Genomic DNA, 16,185 nt, shown 5'->3' with positions numbered 1-16,185 from the left:
CTCGATTCCGAGCTATTACGCCCTTTCTTGGGCTCAGGCGTTTTGCAGGCTCGCTAGAGCTTCCGACCCCAACTGTCGGATCGTGGTAGGAGGCCGTTGGGTGGTTGGCCCCGACCCTCAATGGCTTCGAGGCATTTTGCCGGAAGCCAATGTGCTCGCCCCTGGCCTCAGCGAAGGCGTTATCGAGCGGCTCCTGACGGAAAGCCCCGTACTCAGCCGCGTCGCCGAGCCAACGCCGGGTTTCACACTCAACCATCGCTTGGTGGATGGATTTCGCAGGTATCAACCGAGCATTGAGGCGTCGCGTGGCTGCGGCATGGGCTGTGTGTTCTGTGAAGAGCGTGACATAAAGGTTGAAAAACTTGGCAACGGTATCGCATTGGCGGCATCGATGGCTCGTGTCCGCGAGCAATACGACGGCGAGGAAATCCGCCCTTACCTCCAATCATCGATGTTTCTTCCGAATGCCCGATGGGCGGCTGGTTTCGCAAAAGAGATGCACAAACTTGGCCTTGATATCTCATGGCGTACGGAAACCCGAGTCGATGTGATGAAACCCCAAACCCTTGAGCGGCTCGCCTGGGCGGGGCTGCGAGTCATCGACCTCGGGCTCGAGGCTGCCTCTCCTCAGCAAATCCTGGCAATGAAGAAGGCGGATGATCCTCAACGCTATCTTTCTGCGGCTTCCGATCTCTTGGTGGCTTGCCGTGACAACGGAGTGAAGGCCAAGGTTAATGTGCTGCTCTATGCCGGTGAGACGCAAGAAACCCTTGAAGAGACCACCGCGTGGCTCGATGATCGGCGAGATGCAGTCGCGGGCGTTTCTGTGGGCCCAGTGCTCGCGTACGGGCCGCCCAAGACGGCCGACGCTCTGATAGAGGAGTGGCGAAGACTCGGGGCGCGTCCGGTCAATAAACGCGCTGCTGCATCGTCCGGCATCACAGCTATGCATCTGAGCCCGGAGTTCCCCGCAGAAGAAGCAGAGGCGGCGAGTCTCGCCATTAGCCGCCATTTTATGGACCAAGATGCATACTTTGCGCTGAAGAGCTTCTCTTACTACCCACGCGATTACAGTCGGAAGGACTTCGATTGTGATGTGGCGGCTTCCGATCCTGCCTTACTGCCATTCACAGTTAAAGATACCGTCAACTTTGAAGCCACGCAGGGCTGAGATTTGAATAATGCATTTTTTGATTGAGGAAGATAAATGAAGACAAAGATGATCAAGGACCCGATCCACGGTTCGATCGAGTTTGAGGGACAGTTTGAGCTTGAGCTCAAAAACATGCTTTCGAATCCGTACTTTCAGCGGTTGCGGCGCGTTAAGCAACTTGGCTTCTCTGACCACGTATTCCCATCTGCCACTCATTCACGGTTTGCTCATTCGTTGGGTGTTTATGCCGTGGCGAAACGTTTGCTGGCGATTGTCGAGCCCGACGTAAAAAGGGGTGAATGGTCGCAACAAGGTAAGGCATGCCTCGCCGCGGCTCTCCTACACGACATCGGCCACGGAATGTTCAGCCATGCCTTCGAAAAGGCGATGGGGCTTTATGCGATACGCAATCCGGGTCTGAAAGACAGCCCGCTCATGGCCGCAGTCGACCACGAGAAAGTCAGCCCTCAGATTATCATAGATTCGTCCATTGGCTGTGCGCTCGAAAAAATGGGCGGCGTTGGGTTCCCCAAAATGGTGGCGAACATGATTTCTAAGAAGGACAAGCAGTGCATATACACATCACTGGTGTCGGGCCAACTCGACGCTGATCGTCTGGACTACGCAAAGCGCGACCCCTACTTCGCTGGGGTTTCATCGGGCGGCATTGACCTGGACTGGCTCATGCGGAATTTCCAAGTCAGCGATGGCGATAACGGCCGCTTCCTCTACGTGGACAGCAAAGCCTACGTCTCTCTTGAGCAATTCACCGTCACGCTGTTCCAGTTGTATCCGACCCTCTATCTCCATAAGCGTACGCGCGGGATTGAGTACATGTTTGCGCTCTTGATGAGCCGAGTTTTCGAACGCATCGCGGGGGATGATGAAAAACAGGCGGGGCTGACGGCAAACCACGCACTAGTTCGCTTCTTCCGAGATCCGGCCAATCTCGAAAACGCGCTCTTGCTTGATGACAGTTTGTTTTGGGGATCCCTGCATCTCTTTCAAGAAGCCGATGACAGCGAGATCAAGACGATTGCCACTCGCATTGCTTCTCGAAATTTTTACTCCATGCATGACATCTGGAAGCATGCAGATGACGCAGCAGCCGACAACCCGAAGATGAAGACGCTCGACGCAAGTGCACGAGTGAAAGTTCTCAACGCAGTATGCAAAAAGGTCTCAGAGGATCTACAGAAGCAAACGAAAATTTGGTCAGAGTCTTGTTACTATGACAACTATCCCCGAAAGCTCTATACGCCTCTCAACAAAGAAGGCGGCGATCCCCAGCAAATCAACGTCGAAGTTGGTGGCAAGGTCGTAGATATCGTTTCAATCTCGCCGATAGTCGCCAGCGCAGCGCGGTTCAGTATCCACCGCGTTTATTACGACGAGGCTGAGGAAGGACTTAGAGGTCACCTGGAGGCGGCCATTTGTGCCGGAGTGAGAGACAGGCTGGACGAGCAGTTGAAGGACGGCGCTTAGAATTGTCTGCGGACCAACGAAGTTTGAATGTGTACGACAGATCAGGCATTACTCTAACGCACTCCCGCAAACCTAATTTCTATCCTACTTGGGCCAAGTCAGTTCAGCTATGGCCAAGAGGGATGCCGATGTCCGCTTTTTGAGTTGAGGTGCTGCGCACCTCGACCGCCTCGCTCACCACAGCGAAATTGTCGAATCCGGAAACGAGAGCTGGCGCTTCAAGACACTTGCCTAGCTGGAAACACCCTGGTCCGATCCGGCTGCGTGACTCGGGGGCTGCGCCGCCACAGGTCAGCTTATCGTGAAACCGATAAGGTCGATATTCAACGCCGATAGGGGAGCAATGCTTAGTGCCGATTGACACCATGGTTGAGGCCAATGCAAGAAATGGCAGTCGGGTTGAAGTGATTTTTCCCATTCAACCAAAATCTCAAACATTTGGTTCGATGTTTGTCCCCTCCGGTCCACCACCACTTTTCATAATAGTGTTGCGATGTTTGCGGGGCCGGAGACTATAGGTGTCGTCCTACGTCCATCCGGCCATGCAGGATACGGACGATGTCGAAGTGGTCGTCCGCAACGTGGTAGAAGACAATGTGCGCGCCGGCAGATTGCTTCATATACCCCTCTCGTATGTCCACTTTGCGACCTTCCTTCCGCCCAACGGCTAGGTCGGCGATAACGGAAATGACGTCCCGGACGTATTTGTCGGCCTGTTCGCGCGACCAATTCTCGCGTGTATAGAGCTAGATTTCTTCCAGATCGTCTTCCGCAAGAGGCCGGAATCTATATTGCCGCGCCATCTTAGCCGTGCTTGCCGTGCATCTTCTCCAGAAACGCCTCGCCGTCGAAGGGATTCGCCTCGCCCGATCGCTCGCCGACGATTAGCGCTTCCTGTAACGCCCTTACCTTTGCCTCGTGCTCTTCAAGCAAGCGCAATCCCGCACGGACGACATCGCTGGCCGACCCATAGCGCCCGGACTGAACCTGCGCATCAATGAACCCGGCAAAGTGATCGCCTAAAGAGATCGATGTGTTTCGTGGCATGGCGAAGACTCCCTTCAATTATCAACATATACCAAATATTGGTACAATGCCAGAAAGGCATGCCGTGTCTGGTGCGTATTTTTTCAAATTAAGTTAACTGTCACTGTAATTGAATTGTCACCGTAATTCGCATAGCGGTGTTGGCCTTCGGTACTGGCAGTTTATGTCTGGGACTTTTGCGAGGCCGCCTATCCTGTCATGAGACGGCAGAATGGACAGGGAGCAATGAAAAATCGATCATGCACCACCTCCCACGCACAACGCGAAGGTGATTCATGGATGAGGATCCTCAAGACCGGACTATAGAACTGCAAATTGCAGTTCTCGTAGTCGTAGTGACCGCATTTTGTGTTGCAGGAGTAGTATTCCTGCTCCTCTACGACCTGCCCGACGGCTTGATTTACCGAATAAGAAAATTTGAAACGATCATCGGCGCACTTTTGGCGACGATGGTGGCGGTATGGACAGCCGCATCTGTTTACATAATCAGTAAGCTCCCAATCCGAGCTGAAGAACGCCGAGAGCGCCGAAAGAGAATCAATCGTCAAGTCATAGGAAATGCTTTGATCTATGCAGAGATCACCACCCTCTTGCTGAAACTGCGGTTTCTCCTCAACGATATCGAGAAAGCGGAAAACGAAGCCTTGACGTTTGATCCAATCAAGATCCCTGAGCGTCTGCGTGATCTCGAACTTCTCGATACACAACCAGAGAACCAAGTCAGCACGGTTGCCCATCTCCTTGGTCGTATTGAATTGATCAACAGTATGTGGTCGCGGGACGCTCCCCACTCCGGGGAATACGATGACGACCTGAAAGAGAGCCTCACGAGAGCTGTCGATAGAGCGGAAAAACTGCGAGACATCCTCGTGACAGCCATTCCGGAAATACCGAGTATTCACGGATAAGATCGTACTCCGCTCAATGGGGGCCTTGCCCCCAAACCCCCGCGTCTCGCCGAAGGGAAACCGCGTAGGGATTACGGTGACAGATTAAGGTGACGGTTTACTAAACATCGTGTCCGTCCTTCGAGTCGGGAAAAACATCACTAGTTCATCAAACTAGGTAAACTGACACCGGAACACCCTTTGGCTTGATGACGGCACCGGCCAACCCCTCACTCCCGCGCAAGGCGGCGCTGCAAGGTGGTCGCGCGGTAGCTGCCCAGGTCGTCTTTCAGATGGGTGGACAGGCCGGGAACGGTTCGGCCTTTCTCGTCCTTCCAGCCATAGATCGCTTTACGGATTTTGTCGGTAAGGGCGGGCGCGACCACCGCGCCCGGCCCGGTTTCGTCGACGGCGCGCAGCAGGCCGGCCCTGACCTCGCCGAAACTGTTATACAGCTCTTCGGTAAAGAACAGACCGCCGTCGATATTGAAGGCGTTCAACTCAGCCAGAAAGGCCAGGGCCCAGTCGCGGTCCTTCGGTTTGCCGTCGATCACCCAGTTGGTCTCATAACGAATGCAGATGGACCAGAGCCTGGGATAGAGTTCGATCCGCTTTTGCAGGATGTCGCGAAACTGCGTCTACCGCAGTTCGTGTTCCACCTTCCAGCGCGTTGCGAAGAACGACACAATACCGGTCGGCAGGGAGAACGCGTGCGGAGCGACTCAGCTTCCGTGTCTGCTCTGTCTCTCACTATCGGCCGCCTGCGACGGCGCCTGCGGTTGTTCGGCAGCAGGATCGAAATGCTGGACCGAACCGTCATCGAGAACGCGTCGCGTGACATAGGCGTGCAGCATCGGCGGAATGGGGCGATTCAGAACGATGAAACCCACGCGCAGCATCTGGCTGCGAAGGACGGCTTCGGCCTCGTCCGGATCTCCAGACTTCAGAAGGTCCACGAATGTATAGTAACCGCGCAGGGTGGCGTGCAGCGGGACATAAGGACGCCCCAGTCGTCGGACGTAGATGTTGATCAGACCATAAAGGGAGTGCCACGAGCGGAAGATGAACTCGTTCGATGCCCGATGGAGAATATCATAGAACACCCAATTCTCGTCGAAGAAACCCTTCTCGTCATTTCGATCGACTGCCGCGCGCATCTTTTCCAGCGATTCCTCGAGCCGCTCAAAAACAGATGCGTCAGCCTTGGCCGTCACATAGCGCCCCGCCATGCCCCCGAGGACGGCGCGCATTATGATCATGTCCTGCAATTGCTCGGGCGTTGGGTCGACCACGAACGCGCCTCGCCCAGGATGGAATTCGACGAGCCCTTCGGATGCTAGGCTCTTCAGCGCCTCGCGCAATGGACCGCGACTGATCTGGAACTGTTCGGCCAAGGCCGTCTCGACAAGATGCGCGCCGGGCGCCAGCTGGCCGGACCAAATCGCCTCCTGAATAAGGCGCTTCGCCATGGCGGCGAGCGACGGCGAACGAACGATTTCCGGCAATTCCATCATCCCAACCCCATCATCCAGTGCTCCCGCGTGCGAGTGGGGAGGAATGGCGACAACGCACAAAATTGTCAACGAGTGACAGATATCGATAAATTGTTGACAGTCGACATTTTGAAGTTAGTCTGCCCCCAATGGCAACAAGAGAGTGTTCGCTCCAAGGCGCTGCACTCCGTGCGGGAGGAATGCATGAAGGGCGTAGTTTTCGCCGGTGACAGGCGCGTGGCGTTCCAGGACTTTGCGGATCCCACCCCCGGACCGGGTGAAGTCGTGCTTGAAATCAAGGCCTCTGGTATGTGCGGGAGCGATTTGAAGTTCTACCGCGCGGCCCCTGGTGAAGCGGCGAAGTCGCTCGGCTTCTCAAGCACGCGCGCCATCATTGCAGGCCATGAACCGTGCGGTCTCGTGGCAGCGGTGGGAAGTGGCGTCAGTGAGCGGGAAGCCCGTGTGGGCCAGCGGGTGATGGTGCATCATTATCGCGGTTGCGGCGTCTGCCCCCACTGCTCGACAGGCTGGATGCAACTCTGCGATGAGGGCGTTGCCGAGGTCTATGGTTTGACCGGTCACGGTGCTCATGCGCCCTATATGGTCGTGCCGGCCCGTACGTTGGTGACCCTCCCGGATGAACTCTCCTTCGAAACCGGCGCTGCAATCTCATGCGGCACGGGAACGGCGTGGGGGGCGCTCAAGCGCCTCGACCTCACCGGCGACCAGACGATTGCGATCTTCGGTCAAGGACCGGTAGGGCTGTCGGCGACGCAACTCGCATCCGCGATGGGCGCCCGCGTGATCGCCCTCGATATCAGCAACGAGCGACTGGCCCGCGCGAAGGAGTTTGGCGCGGATGTTCTGATAAATCCGACGGAGACGAACGCGGTCGACGCCATACGCGAAGCGACCCATGGTCTCGGCGCACACGCGACCCTCGATTCCTCGTCGTCGTCGGAAGCGCGCCGTCAAGCCGCTCAGAGTGTGCGGACCTGGGGCAAGGCGTGTTTTGTCGGCGAGGGCGGGCAGGTCACGCTGGACGTGAGCCCTGACATGCTGCGCCGGCAGGTCACCATCATCGGTTCGTGGACGTTCTCGACAGTAGGTCAGGCGGAGTGCGCGACCTTCGTCGCCGATCGCAAGATCAAGGTGGACGATCTTTTCACGCACCGCTGGAAGCTCGATCAAGCCGATGAAGCCTACAAATTGTTCGACCGGCAGACCACCGGCAAGGGCGTCTTCCTGATGTAGCGCCCCAGCGAAAAACTCAAATCACCTAAACCAGAACACGGCGCGAAAGGGCGGTTACCATGAACCAAGTCACCCCTGTCCAGGAAGCAATCGAACTCGATGTCGCAATCATCGGCGCCGGCCTCGGCGGCCTCTACGCCATCCATCGCATGCGGGGGTTGGGCTTCAAGACACGTGCCTTCGAAGCCGGCAGCGGGATCGGCGGCACCTGGTTTTGGAACAAGTATCCGGGCGCCCGTTGCGATATCGAGAGCCTCGAATACTCCTACTCGTTCGACGACGATCTGCAGCAGGAGTGGCGTTGGCCGGAGCGCTACGCGACTCAGCCGCAGATTCTGGCGTATATCCAGCATGTCGCCGAACGCTTCGACTTGATGCGCGACGTGCAGCTCAATACCCACATCACCGAAGCGACCTTCGACACCGACATCAATCGCTGGATACTGAAGGCATCCAACGGTCAGATAATCTCCGCGCGCTTCTGCATCATGGCGACCGGCAACCTTTCGACGCCGCGCGTACCGGATTTCAAGGGCATCGATACATTCGAGGGCAAGTGGTACCACAGCGGCATGTGGCCGGCGGAAGGCGTCGACTTCACCGGCAAGCGTGTCGGTGTAATCGGCACCGGGTCCTCGGGAATCCAGATGATTCCGCTGATAGCGCAGCAAGCCGAACACCTCCACGTCTTCCAGCGCACCGCCAACTATTGCCTGCCCGCGCGAAACGGGCCCATGGAACGCGACCACGAGAGCGCCTTCAAAGCGGACTATCGTAAACGCCGCGAGGAAGCGCGCCATTCCGGCTTCGGCGTATCGGGATATCCGGCGCCGACCCAATCCGCACTGGACGTCACGGAGGAAGAGCGTCGCAAGAATTACGAGATGCTTTGGGAGCGGGGCGGTACCATCGGCTTCCTCACCTGCTACAGCGACGTCCTTGTGAACGAGGAGGCAAACGAGACCGCGGCCGAGTTCGTTCGCGAGAAGATCCGCAGCACCGTGAAAGACCCCAAGGTGGCCGCTCTGCTGACACCGACGGATCACCCGATCGGCACGAAACGCCTCTGCCTCGATACCGGCTATTACGAGACCTACAATCGCCCGAATGTTTCGCTCGTCGATGTGCGCTCGGCACCGATCCAGGAGATCACCCCGAAGGGCCTGCGAACGGCCGATCAGGAGTTCGAGCTGGACGCCATCGTTTTCGCGACCGGCTTCGATGCGATGACGGGCGCACTGCGCGAGATCGACATTCGCGGCATCGATGGCACGCGCCTCGCCGACAAGTGGAACGGCGGCCCGACGACCTATCTCGGCCTCATGGTCGCCGGGTTCCCGAATATGTTCATTGTCACCGGCCCTGGCAGCCCAAGCGTCAAAAGCCAAATGATCCACTCGATTGAACAACACATCGATTGGGTGTCCGACCTGCTCAAGACTGCGGTTGAGCGACAGGTTCATCGTGTCGAGGCGGATATGGAGGCGGAAACGAACTGGGTTTCACACGTCAACGAGGTTGCCGACGCGACGCTCTATCCGAAAGCCAACTCCTGGTATATCGGCGCGAATATTCCCGGAAAACCGCGCGTGTTCATGCCGTATGTTGCCGGCGTCGGCACCTATCGCAAGGTCTGCGACGAGATTGCCGCCGACGATTACAGGGGGCTCAAGCTTTCATAGAGGCGCGGCATGGGCGTCGACCGGTTTGCCGGACGCAAGGTAAACAGCGATAGCGGTCCAGGCTTTCCTGCCGATGCGATGCGCGGCCATCTGGCGTCGTCGAGTTCCGTCCCGAATGCGGATAGTGCTGACTGGATTGCTATGCCAATGTTGCGGCATGAGAAAGTTGATCTTCGTCACACATCCCGAGGTCACCGTCGATCCGCAGATTGATGTCCGCCGCTGGCGTCTGAGTGACGCCGGATTGGCGAGAATGAGAGTTTTTGCCGAAAGCACGGTGGTCGCCAATGTCACTTCGATATGGTCGAGCGCCGAAGCCAAGGCGATTGAGGCGGCCGGCATCCTTGCCGCGCGTTTCGGTGCGGGCGTTCAAGTCGATGCGGAGCTTGGCGAGAACGACCGAACCGCGACGGGCTTCGTCCCGCCCCAAGAGTTCGAGAAGTTGGCGGACGCTTTTTTCGCTGAACCGGAAAAGAGCGTGCGCGGCTGGGAGCGCGCCATCGATGCGCAATGCCGGATCGAAAAGGCGGCGGGGCGGATTCTCGCTCAAGAATCGGATGGTGACGTGGCGGTGGTGGCGCATGGCGCCGTCGGCACATTGCTTCTATGCAGTTATCTGAAGCAGCCAATCAGCCGCGCGGCGGACCAACCCTATCAGGGTCATTACTGGTTGGCGTCATTGCCCGATTTGGAGGTGCTCCACCCTTGGCTGCCAATCGCGCCACGTGGCGGTTGAGCTTTATCTTTCCCCAAGACCCGTCAGAATCATGACGGCACCGCCAACACCTCACTCCCGCGCAAGGCGGCGCTGCAATGTGGTCGCGCGGTAGCTGCCCAGATCGTCTTTCAGATGGGTCGACAGGCCGGGGATGACCCTGCCTTTCTCGTCCGTCGTGCCATAGATCGCGATGCGGATCCTGGCGGTGAGTTGCGGGTCGACGGTATCGCCCGGTCCGGTTTCATCGACGGCCCGCCGCAGGCCGGCCCGGACATCGCCGAAACTGTTATACAGCTCTTCGGTGAAGAACAGGCCGCCGTCGATGTTGAAGGCGTTCAATTCCGCCAGGAAGGCCTGGGCCCAGTCGCGGTCCTTCGGTTTGCCGTCGATGACCCAATTCGTCTCATAGCGAATGCAGATGGACCAGAGCCTGGGGTAGATTTCTATCCGCTTTTGCAGGATGTCGCGGAACTGCGTCTGCCGCAGCTCGTGCTCCACCTTCCAGCGCGTGGCGAAGAAAGAAACCACACCGACCGTGAGGGAAACCAGCCCGGCAATCAGCGCGGCCAGGATCTTGTCATCCATCGCGAGGCCCCCTTTCTTCGATAGCGTCGACGGTTTCGATGGTTCCGGCGGGTGGTTGCGCCGACGCTGCGTATCCGTCGGGCGGTGTGTCGGCATCTGGCTCCGGCGTCAATTCCTCGATGTTCCCGACGGTTTGTGCGAAGCGCAGGGAATCGGCGAAGGCCACTTGTTCCTCGTCCGGAGCCCGGTGCCGTTTGAACATGCGGTAAAAGGCGAAGCTGCCGGTCAAAACGTGGATCACGGCGGTATAGAGGAACAGATAGGCCAAGCCGCTCTGCTCGATGACGATCGAGGCGAAAATCGGGCCGAGAACCGCGCCGGCGGCGAAGACCAGCAGCAATCCGCCCGCGGCTTCGACATAGTCTTCCGCACCGACGAAATCATTCATATGGGCGACCGACAGCGCATAAAGCGGCAGCGCGAAAAAGCCGAAGGCAAAGGCCAGCGGCATCAAGGCGGTCTGGAAGGCCGGGGCAAGGAAGGTCAGCGCCCCGCCCGCCAGGGCCGCGCCGATTGTAGAGGTTATGATGACCTTGCGGCGGTCGACCTTGTCCGACAGCCAACCCAACGGCCATTGCCCGATCGCGCCCGCGATCACGACCACGCTCATGAAAATGGCGATGTTCTCAACCCCGCCCAGATATTCCTGCGCGAAAACCGGGGCAAGCGACCAGAAGGCCCCGTTCGCCAAGCCGACCGCCAGGCAGGCGATGACCCCGACCGGCGATAGTTTGTACAGGCGGAACAGGCGTATCTTGACGGTGGCGACCGGCGGCGGCGCCGGCGCCGTTGTCAGCGCGACGGGCACGGCGGCCAGCGAGATCAGGACCGACGCCAGGGCGAACAGCGTGAAGGCCTGCGGACTGTCGGTGATGAGCAGCATCTGGCCCACCGTGATGACGGTGAGGTTGATGATCGTATAAATCGAGAAGATCAGCCCGCGGTTCTCGTTGGTCGCTTTCGCGTTGAGCCAGCTTTCGATCACAAGATACAGGACGGCGAAGCACATGCCGGTCAAACCGCGCATGATCCACCATGTTGTGGATTCGATGATCAGCGAATGGCCGAGTACGACGCTGGACGCAATTGCCACCATCGCCGTGAAAACCCGGATATGCCCGACGCGCCTGACCAGATAGGGTCCGAAATAGCACCCGATTGCGAAGCCGAGAAAATAGACCGAGCCCATCACCCCGATATCGAGTTGCGAGAAAGCCTCGATATTCGCGCGGACCGGCAACAGGGTCCCCTGCAGGCCGTTCCCCATCAGCAGCAGGGCGACGCTGAACAATAAAGCGGCAATGGGGGCTACGGTCGCGGTCATGGTTTCGATCGCCTCATAAGAGCAAAAAACGGCGACGTTTCCCGGTTTTACAGGCCCGTCCCATCCTAGGTTTGCGCGGGCAACCCTTTACCGCAATTGAAATTTCCCGCCCGCGACAAAGATTAAGTGCAACCGCATTGATTTTCATTGATCAGGGAATCCGCATTGTTCAGCAAGACCGAGCGCGCCGACACCGTAGATCGACCCCCCTCGCCGGACGCCGAAAAGGGCGCGCCGGTGGCCGTCTTGTCGGGGGCGCGACTGTCCTATCCCGGGATCGGAGACGGCGGCCCGGAGGCGAACGGGGCCGAGGTCGACGTCCTGCGCGGCATCGATATGGAAATCGGGGCTGGGGAGATCGTCGCTGCCACCGGACCGTCAGGCTCGGGCAAGTCGTCGCTAATCGCGGTGATCGGCGGATTGGAACGGCCAACCGGCGGGGAGGTGAAGGTTCTGGACATCGACCTCACCACGGCGGGCGAGGCGGCCCGGACCGACCTTCGCCGGCGCAATATCGGCATTGTCTTTCAGTCTTTTCACCTGGTGCCCGCGATGAGCGCTTTGCAGAACGCGTCCCTGCCCCTGATGCTGGCCGGAAACTTCGAGGCGGAATCGGAAGCGGCAAAGATGCTGGCGCGCGTCGGCCTCTCCCACCGGCTCAACCACCGACCGTCGGCCCTGTCCGGCGGCGAACAGCAGCGCGTCGCCATCGCCCGGGCCTTCGCCGCCGAACCGCGTCTTGTGCTGGCGGATGAGCCGACCGGAAATTTGGACCAGGCGACCGGTGACGAGGTGGTCGGTGTCATGTTCGACCTGGTCCGTGAAACCGGTGCGTCGATGCTGTTGGTCACCCATGATGAATCCCTGGCGGCGCGATGCGATCGGACCATTGCCATCGATAATGGCAAGGTTCGGGATACGGTCGGTTCGTGAGGGATCGTGACGGCCGCGATACGGCCGCGCCGCTATCGCGGGCCGATCAGTTCAGGGTGTTGCGGGCCCTGGTCCGCGCCGAATGGGCGGCCGGTATTTTCGGGTTGCGCCTGTTCATCGGCTGTGTCGCCATCGCGACCTTCATGATGGGCACGGTCTGGATGCTGGGTGACGGATTGTCGACCATGTTGAGCCGTGGCGGGACGACATTCCTGGGCGGCGACGTCTCCGTCACGACGACGAATGTGCCCCTACCGGCCGATCTTGCCGACCGGCTGAGCGCTCTCGGCGCGATGTCGGAAGTGGCCGAATTGCGATCCTCCGCCCAGGCTGGCGGCGAACGGGTGGCGGTGGAATTGAAGGGCGTGGACGGGGCCTATCCGCTTTACGGCGGCGTTACGCTGGGCAGTGGCCGCGACTTTCGAACCGTTCTGAACCGAACCGGGAATGTTGAAACGGAAGGACGCCCCGCCGCGATCGTCGAGCCGACCTTCCTGGCCCGGACGGGCGCGGGCATCGGCGACGTGCTGCGCCTGGGGGGCCAGGATTTCGTGATCGCCGATACCCTATCCCAGGAACCGGACCGCCTGTCGGTCGGCCGTTTCATGGTCGGGCCGCGCATTATTGTCCGCCTCGACGCGCTGCGGGCGGCGGGGTTGATCCAGCGCGGCTCGATCGTCGAATTCCGCTATCGCCTGCGCGACCGGGCGGATGCGCCGGACGATCTGGTGGATGCGGTGCGCGACCTGCGCCCGGAAGCAGGGTGGGAGTTGGAAACCCCCGCCGATGCCGGCGACCGGGTGCTGCGGACCGTCGACCGGACGACCACTTTCCTGGGGATGGTCGGGATCACCGCCCTTGCGATCGGCATTGCCGGGGCCTGGGCGGCCGCCAAGGCGTGGGTTCGCCGGCGCATCCGGACGATCGCGCTATACCGCCTTTCGGGTGCCACGCCGGGGATGGTCCTGGCGCTGCATGCGGTGATTGTCGTCTTTGCCAGTTTTCTCGGCCTCGCCGTGGGGTTGGGGGCAAGCGCCGCCGTTGCGCTGCCGCTGCTGGACGTTATCACGACACGCCTTCACGTTCCCCTCGCCACCGGCAATGTCGTCGAACAGATGGCGACCGTCGCCTTGATCCTTGTCGCCGGGTTGGCTGGAACGGGACTTCTGGCGATGTCGAGCGCGGCGGAAGTGTCCCCCGGTGCGGCGATGCGAAGTGGGGAAGCCCCGCCCTCCGCGAATCCGCTTCATGCGGCCGCCGGCGCCGGGCTTGTCCTGTTCGCCCTGGGGGCCGCGGCGCTCAGTCTGCCGATACCCGTTCTGGCCGGATTGATGACCCTGGGGTTGGCCGCGGCCATCGGTGTGCTGGCGCTGGCCGCGGCGGGTTTGGCCAAGTGCGTGTCTCGCCGCCGGCCGCGCGGCTTCCTTGGCACCGTCATCCGTCAAAGTCTGGAGAATGCCGGACATACGGCGACACGGACCATCGCGATCGGTGTCGGTATCATCGGGATCACGGCAATCGTCGCCGCGCAGAACTCGCTGCAGCAGGCGTTGACGCAGGAACTGCCCGAACGCGTGCCGGACCTTGTCCTGATCGATGTTCAGCCCGACCAGGTCGCGGCGCTTCGGGACCGGGTCGAAGGCGACCCCGGCCTGGAGGGTCTGCAGGCGGACCCCTTCATGCGAATGACATTGACCCAGGTGAACGGCGTCCCGGTAGAAGATGCTCTGGTCCGTGAAGACAAGTCTTGGGTAATCGAAGGGGACCGCAGTTTCTCTTGGGCGGCGGAACCAACCGGGGCGGCGCTTTTGGCAGGCGACTGGTGGGATGTGGACTATGATGGCCAGCCCCTCGTCTCCCCGGAGGAAGACCTGATGGAAGCCTTCGATCTGACTGTGGGGGATCGTCTGACCTACAGCGTCCTCGGCCGAACCTTCACGTCCGAAGTGGTCAATATCCGTAAGGAATATCACCGCACCTTCCGGCCGGAATATCTGTTGTTGGCCTCGCCGCAGCCTTTCCGGGACGCTCCGCACACTTGGATCATGAGCTTGCAGGGCAAGACCGACGCTGCGCTCGACGGTTTGATCAGGGACGTGTCGGCGGCGCATGGCAACGTGACGGCCATCGACATCCGCCCGCTGGTTGCACAGGTCCGCGGCGTCATCGACGGTGCGACGCTTGCGTCTTTTCTGATGGCGGGCCTGTTGGTCGTCGCAGGTGCCATGTCGCTTGCCGCGCTGGTCGCGGCCGATGTCGATGCGCGCCGCCAGGAAGCCCTCGTTTTCTCCGTGGTCGGTGCGTCGCGGCGGGAGATTGCCCTGGTCCGCCTGGCCGAGGCCGCCGCGGTTGGCGCGATCGCCGCCGCGCTTGGTGGGCTTGCCGGCATGGTCGGGGGTTATTTTGTCGTCACCGAAGCACTGCGAGTGGATTGGGCGCCGAGCGCCTTTGTCTTCGTCCTTCCCGTCGTCCTGGGGGTCGCTTCCTCTGTCGTCGCAGGCGCTGTCGGCGGCCTCGGCGCAGTTCCCGGCGGGCGTGGACAATTGGTCAGGCATCTGGCCGCGTAAAATACTGGCGGCCCTATCTGCGGTATCGCAAACCCACTATAGCTTGGCCATATTTTGGCCAGCACTGGTTTTATTCGCATTGCCCATACGATCTGTAAGGTTTTCGTAAGCTTACTGACACCAATCTCCGGGACTGTTTTTTCGCGCCTTTCCACGCGACGTCCCCGGGGAGTTTTCCGATATGTTTTCGTCTTTCGCCACGCCCAGCGCCCGCCGAGTTTTGCCACGCATTCTCGGCGGCCTCTCCGGTCTGTGCCTTGCCGCCGTCGTTGGCGGCGGGGCCCAAGCCTCCCCCATCGGTTTCCTGGATGAAGCGGCCTATCTATCGGCACTGAGCCTGTTGGGTGAGAGGACAATCCAGGAAGGGTTCGAGGCGGACACGGTTTGGGGTGGTGTTCGTTCCTCCACCCTCGATGGGTTCAACACCGCACCCAGCATCTTGAGCCAGGGCGTGCGCTGGACGTCGAATGCCGCGGCCAGCGCCGTGACCACATCCGGCGGCGCGGCGCTTTCCGGCGACTGGGGCCTGTTTTCTTTCCCGCATGGGGATTTTGCCGGGCCCGATCATACCGACGACACACCGGACGGATTCGCCGGGTCTTCCACCGCCAGCTTGTTCGGGGTCGGCGGTTGGGTTCGAACCAACACACCTTTTGCGGCCCTTTCCGTTTTCATCGACGGAACCAAGGTGGATTTCGGGAACCTGCCGGGCGGTGGCGATTCCGATGTGCTGGGCACCACCGCGCGCTTCTTCGGCGTTATCGAGACGGCCGGGTTCGGCAGTTTCCTTTTCCAGGAAACAGAGGGAACCTTCGACGACCAGAAGTTCATCTTCGCAGATGACTTCACCATCGCCGGATCCGGTCTTGGTGGCGGGAACGGGACTGGAACGGTAGCCACCGTCCCGCTTCCCGCCTCCATGACGCTCTATCTTTTCGCGTTGATGGGGTTTGCCGCGACTATGATGCGGCAGACCGGATGGATACGGCCCCTTCGTTCAAGGACCTAGGGCGCCCACCCGGTCGAACCAAGGCTGGAGCCGGGAAGTCCGTATGCC

At 60.0% G+C, this 16,185-nt stretch carries 15 protein-coding genes and 1 pseudogene; 10 read left to right on the top strand and 6 right to left on the bottom strand.

Going from position 1 to position 16,185, the window contains the following annotated elements; genetic code table 11:
* Positions 1-100 precede the first annotated feature (100 nt).
* The 3 genes and pseudogenes from EOI86_RS12170 to EOI86_RS24690 form a co-directional block, all read left to right on the top strand.
* Positions 101-1,171 carry a radical SAM protein gene (locus EOI86_RS12170; protein WP_205032185.1) on the top strand — a complete coding sequence of 357 codons (1,071 nt, stop codon included), beginning with the start codon at positions 101-103 and terminating at the stop codon, positions 1,169-1,171.
* A gap of 36 nt (positions 1,172-1,207) precedes the next feature.
* On the top strand, positions 1,208-2,638 hold the full coding sequence (locus EOI86_RS12165; RefSeq protein ID WP_127765473.1) for an HD domain-containing protein: 1,431 nt from the start codon (positions 1,208-1,210) through the stop codon (positions 2,636-2,638).
* A gap of 154 nt (positions 2,639-2,792) precedes the next feature.
* Positions 2,793-2,873, top strand: a pseudogene (locus tag EOI86_RS24690) (ATPase); the annotation flags it as partial.
* Between the two features lie 277 nt (positions 2,874-3,150).
* Here EOI86_RS24690 and EOI86_RS24950 read toward each other — a convergent pair.
* Together EOI86_RS24950 and EOI86_RS12150 are read right to left on the bottom strand one after the other, a co-directional pair.
* Positions 3,151-3,327, bottom strand: a complete 177-nt coding sequence (locus EOI86_RS24950; RefSeq protein ID WP_420810098.1) for a type II toxin-antitoxin system RelE/ParE family toxin — start codon at positions 3,325-3,327, stop codon at positions 3,151-3,153.
* A gap of 115 nt (positions 3,328-3,442) precedes the next feature.
* Complete coding sequence (locus EOI86_RS12150; RefSeq protein WP_127765472.1) at positions 3,443-3,685, bottom strand: type II toxin-antitoxin system ParD family antitoxin; 243 nt, start codon at positions 3,683-3,685, stop codon at positions 3,443-3,445.
* Positions 3,686-3,960: 275 nt separating this feature from the next.
* Between EOI86_RS12150 and EOI86_RS12145 the strand changes: the two genes are divergently transcribed.
* Positions 3,961-4,593, top strand: coding sequence for a hypothetical protein (locus tag EOI86_RS12145; RefSeq protein ID WP_127765471.1), 633 nt, complete (start codon positions 3,961-3,963; stop codon positions 4,591-4,593).
* Between the two features lie 209 nt (positions 4,594-4,802).
* Here the strand turns inward: EOI86_RS12145 and EOI86_RS12140 are convergent, their stop codons facing one another.
* Both EOI86_RS12140 and EOI86_RS12135 read right to left on the bottom strand, forming a co-directional pair.
* Entirely contained in the window at positions 4,803-5,126 is a 324-nt protein-coding gene (locus tag EOI86_RS12140) for a hypothetical protein (RefSeq protein WP_127765470.1), read from the bottom strand.
* Positions 5,127-5,294: 168 nt separating this feature from the next.
* Complete coding sequence (locus tag EOI86_RS12135; protein ID WP_127765469.1) at positions 5,295-6,086, bottom strand: GntR family transcriptional regulator; 792 nt, start codon at positions 6,084-6,086, stop codon at positions 5,295-5,297.
* 183 nt (positions 6,087-6,269) lie between these two features.
* Here EOI86_RS12135 and EOI86_RS12130 point away from each other — a divergent pair, with 183 nt between their 5' ends.
* From EOI86_RS12130 to EOI86_RS12120, 3 genes are all read left to right on the top strand, one after another.
* Positions 6,270-7,319 carry a zinc-dependent alcohol dehydrogenase family protein gene (locus tag EOI86_RS12130; protein WP_127765468.1) on the top strand — a complete coding sequence of 350 codons (1,050 nt, stop codon included), beginning with the start codon at positions 6,270-6,272 and terminating at the stop codon, positions 7,317-7,319.
* Between the two features lie 59 nt (positions 7,320-7,378).
* Complete coding sequence (locus EOI86_RS12125; protein ID WP_127765467.1) at positions 7,379-9,001, top strand: flavin-containing monooxygenase; 1,623 nt, start codon at positions 7,379-7,381, stop codon at positions 8,999-9,001.
* Between the two features lie 157 nt (positions 9,002-9,158).
* Positions 9,159-9,737: a histidine phosphatase family protein gene (locus tag EOI86_RS12120; protein WP_127765466.1), complete on the top strand. Its 579-nt coding sequence runs from the start codon at positions 9,159-9,161 to the stop codon at positions 9,735-9,737.
* Positions 9,738-9,788: 51 nt separating this feature from the next.
* On the opposite strand, the gene EOI86_RS12115 is transcribed toward EOI86_RS12120, so the two are convergent.
* The gene (locus EOI86_RS12115; RefSeq protein ID WP_127765465.1) at positions 9,789-10,304 is read right to left on the bottom strand and encodes a hypothetical protein; all 516 of its coding nucleotides are present in this window, start codon (positions 10,302-10,304) and stop codon (positions 9,789-9,791) included.
* A complete protein-coding gene (locus tag EOI86_RS12110; RefSeq protein ID WP_127765464.1) occupies positions 10,297-11,628 on the bottom strand; it encodes an MFS transporter in 1,332 nt (443 codons plus the stop codon). Before EOI86_RS12110 ends, EOI86_RS12115 begins: the two co-directional genes overlap by 8 nt.
* Positions 11,629-11,793: 165 nt before the next feature.
* Between EOI86_RS12110 and EOI86_RS12105 the strand changes: the two genes are divergently transcribed.
* The 3 genes from EOI86_RS12105 to EOI86_RS12095 all read left to right on the top strand — a co-directional run bounded on the left by EOI86_RS12105 (position 11,794) and on the right by EOI86_RS12095 (position 16,137).
* Positions 11,794-12,561, top strand: a complete 768-nt coding sequence (locus tag EOI86_RS12105) for an ABC transporter ATP-binding protein (protein WP_240035648.1) — start codon at positions 11,794-11,796, stop codon at positions 12,559-12,561.
* Entirely contained in the window at positions 12,558-15,128 is a 2,571-nt protein-coding gene (locus EOI86_RS12100) for an ABC transporter permease (protein WP_127765463.1), read from the top strand. The genes EOI86_RS12105 and EOI86_RS12100 overlap by 4 nt, the downstream gene beginning before the upstream one ends.
* A gap of 181 nt (positions 15,129-15,309) precedes the next feature.
* On the top strand, positions 15,310-16,137 hold the full coding sequence (locus EOI86_RS12095) for a hypothetical protein (RefSeq protein WP_127765462.1): 828 nt from the start codon (positions 15,310-15,312) through the stop codon (positions 16,135-16,137).
* Positions 16,138-16,185: the final 48 nt, after the last annotated feature.

Origin of the sequence: Hwanghaeella grinnelliae, assembly GCF_004005845.1 — a bacterium.
In the GTDB taxonomy this organism is placed as follows: domain Bacteria; phylum Pseudomonadota; class Alphaproteobacteria; order UBA8366; family Aestuariispiraceae; genus Hwanghaeella; species Hwanghaeella grinnelliae.
This window is presented reverse-complemented; position numbering and strand designations above follow the sequence as displayed.

Excerpts from the sequence above, each read along its gene's own strand:
- EOI86_RS12165 (WP_127765473.1), top strand. The coding sequence starts at position 1,208 with ATGAAGACAAAGATGATCAAGGACCCGATCCACGGTTCGATCGAGTTT.
- EOI86_RS12150 (WP_127765472.1), bottom strand. The coding sequence starts at position 3,685 with ATGCCACGAAACACATCGATCTCTTTAGGCGATCACTTTGCCGGGTTC.
- EOI86_RS12145 (WP_127765471.1), top strand. The coding sequence starts at position 3,961 with ATGGATGAGGATCCTCAAGACCGGACTATAGAACTGCAAATTGCAGTT.
- EOI86_RS12135 (WP_127765469.1), bottom strand. The coding sequence starts at position 6,086 with ATGATGGAATTGCCGGAAATCGTTCGTTCGCCGTCGCTCGCCGCCATG.
- EOI86_RS12130 (WP_127765468.1), top strand. The coding sequence starts at position 6,270 with ATGAAGGGCGTAGTTTTCGCCGGTGACAGGCGCGTGGCGTTCCAGGAC.
- EOI86_RS12125 (WP_127765467.1), top strand. The coding sequence starts at position 7,379 with ATGAACCAAGTCACCCCTGTCCAGGAAGCAATCGAACTCGATGTCGCA.
- EOI86_RS12120 (WP_127765466.1), top strand. The coding sequence starts at position 9,159 with ATGAGAAAGTTGATCTTCGTCACACATCCCGAGGTCACCGTCGATCCG.
- EOI86_RS12115 (WP_127765465.1), bottom strand. The coding sequence starts at position 10,304 with ATGGATGACAAGATCCTGGCCGCGCTGATTGCCGGGCTGGTTTCCCTC.
- EOI86_RS12110 (WP_127765464.1), bottom strand. The coding sequence starts at position 11,628 with ATGACCGCGACCGTAGCCCCCATTGCCGCTTTATTGTTCAGCGTCGCC.
- EOI86_RS12095 (WP_127765462.1), top strand. The coding sequence starts at position 15,310 with ATGTTTTCGTCTTTCGCCACGCCCAGCGCCCGCCGAGTTTTGCCACGC.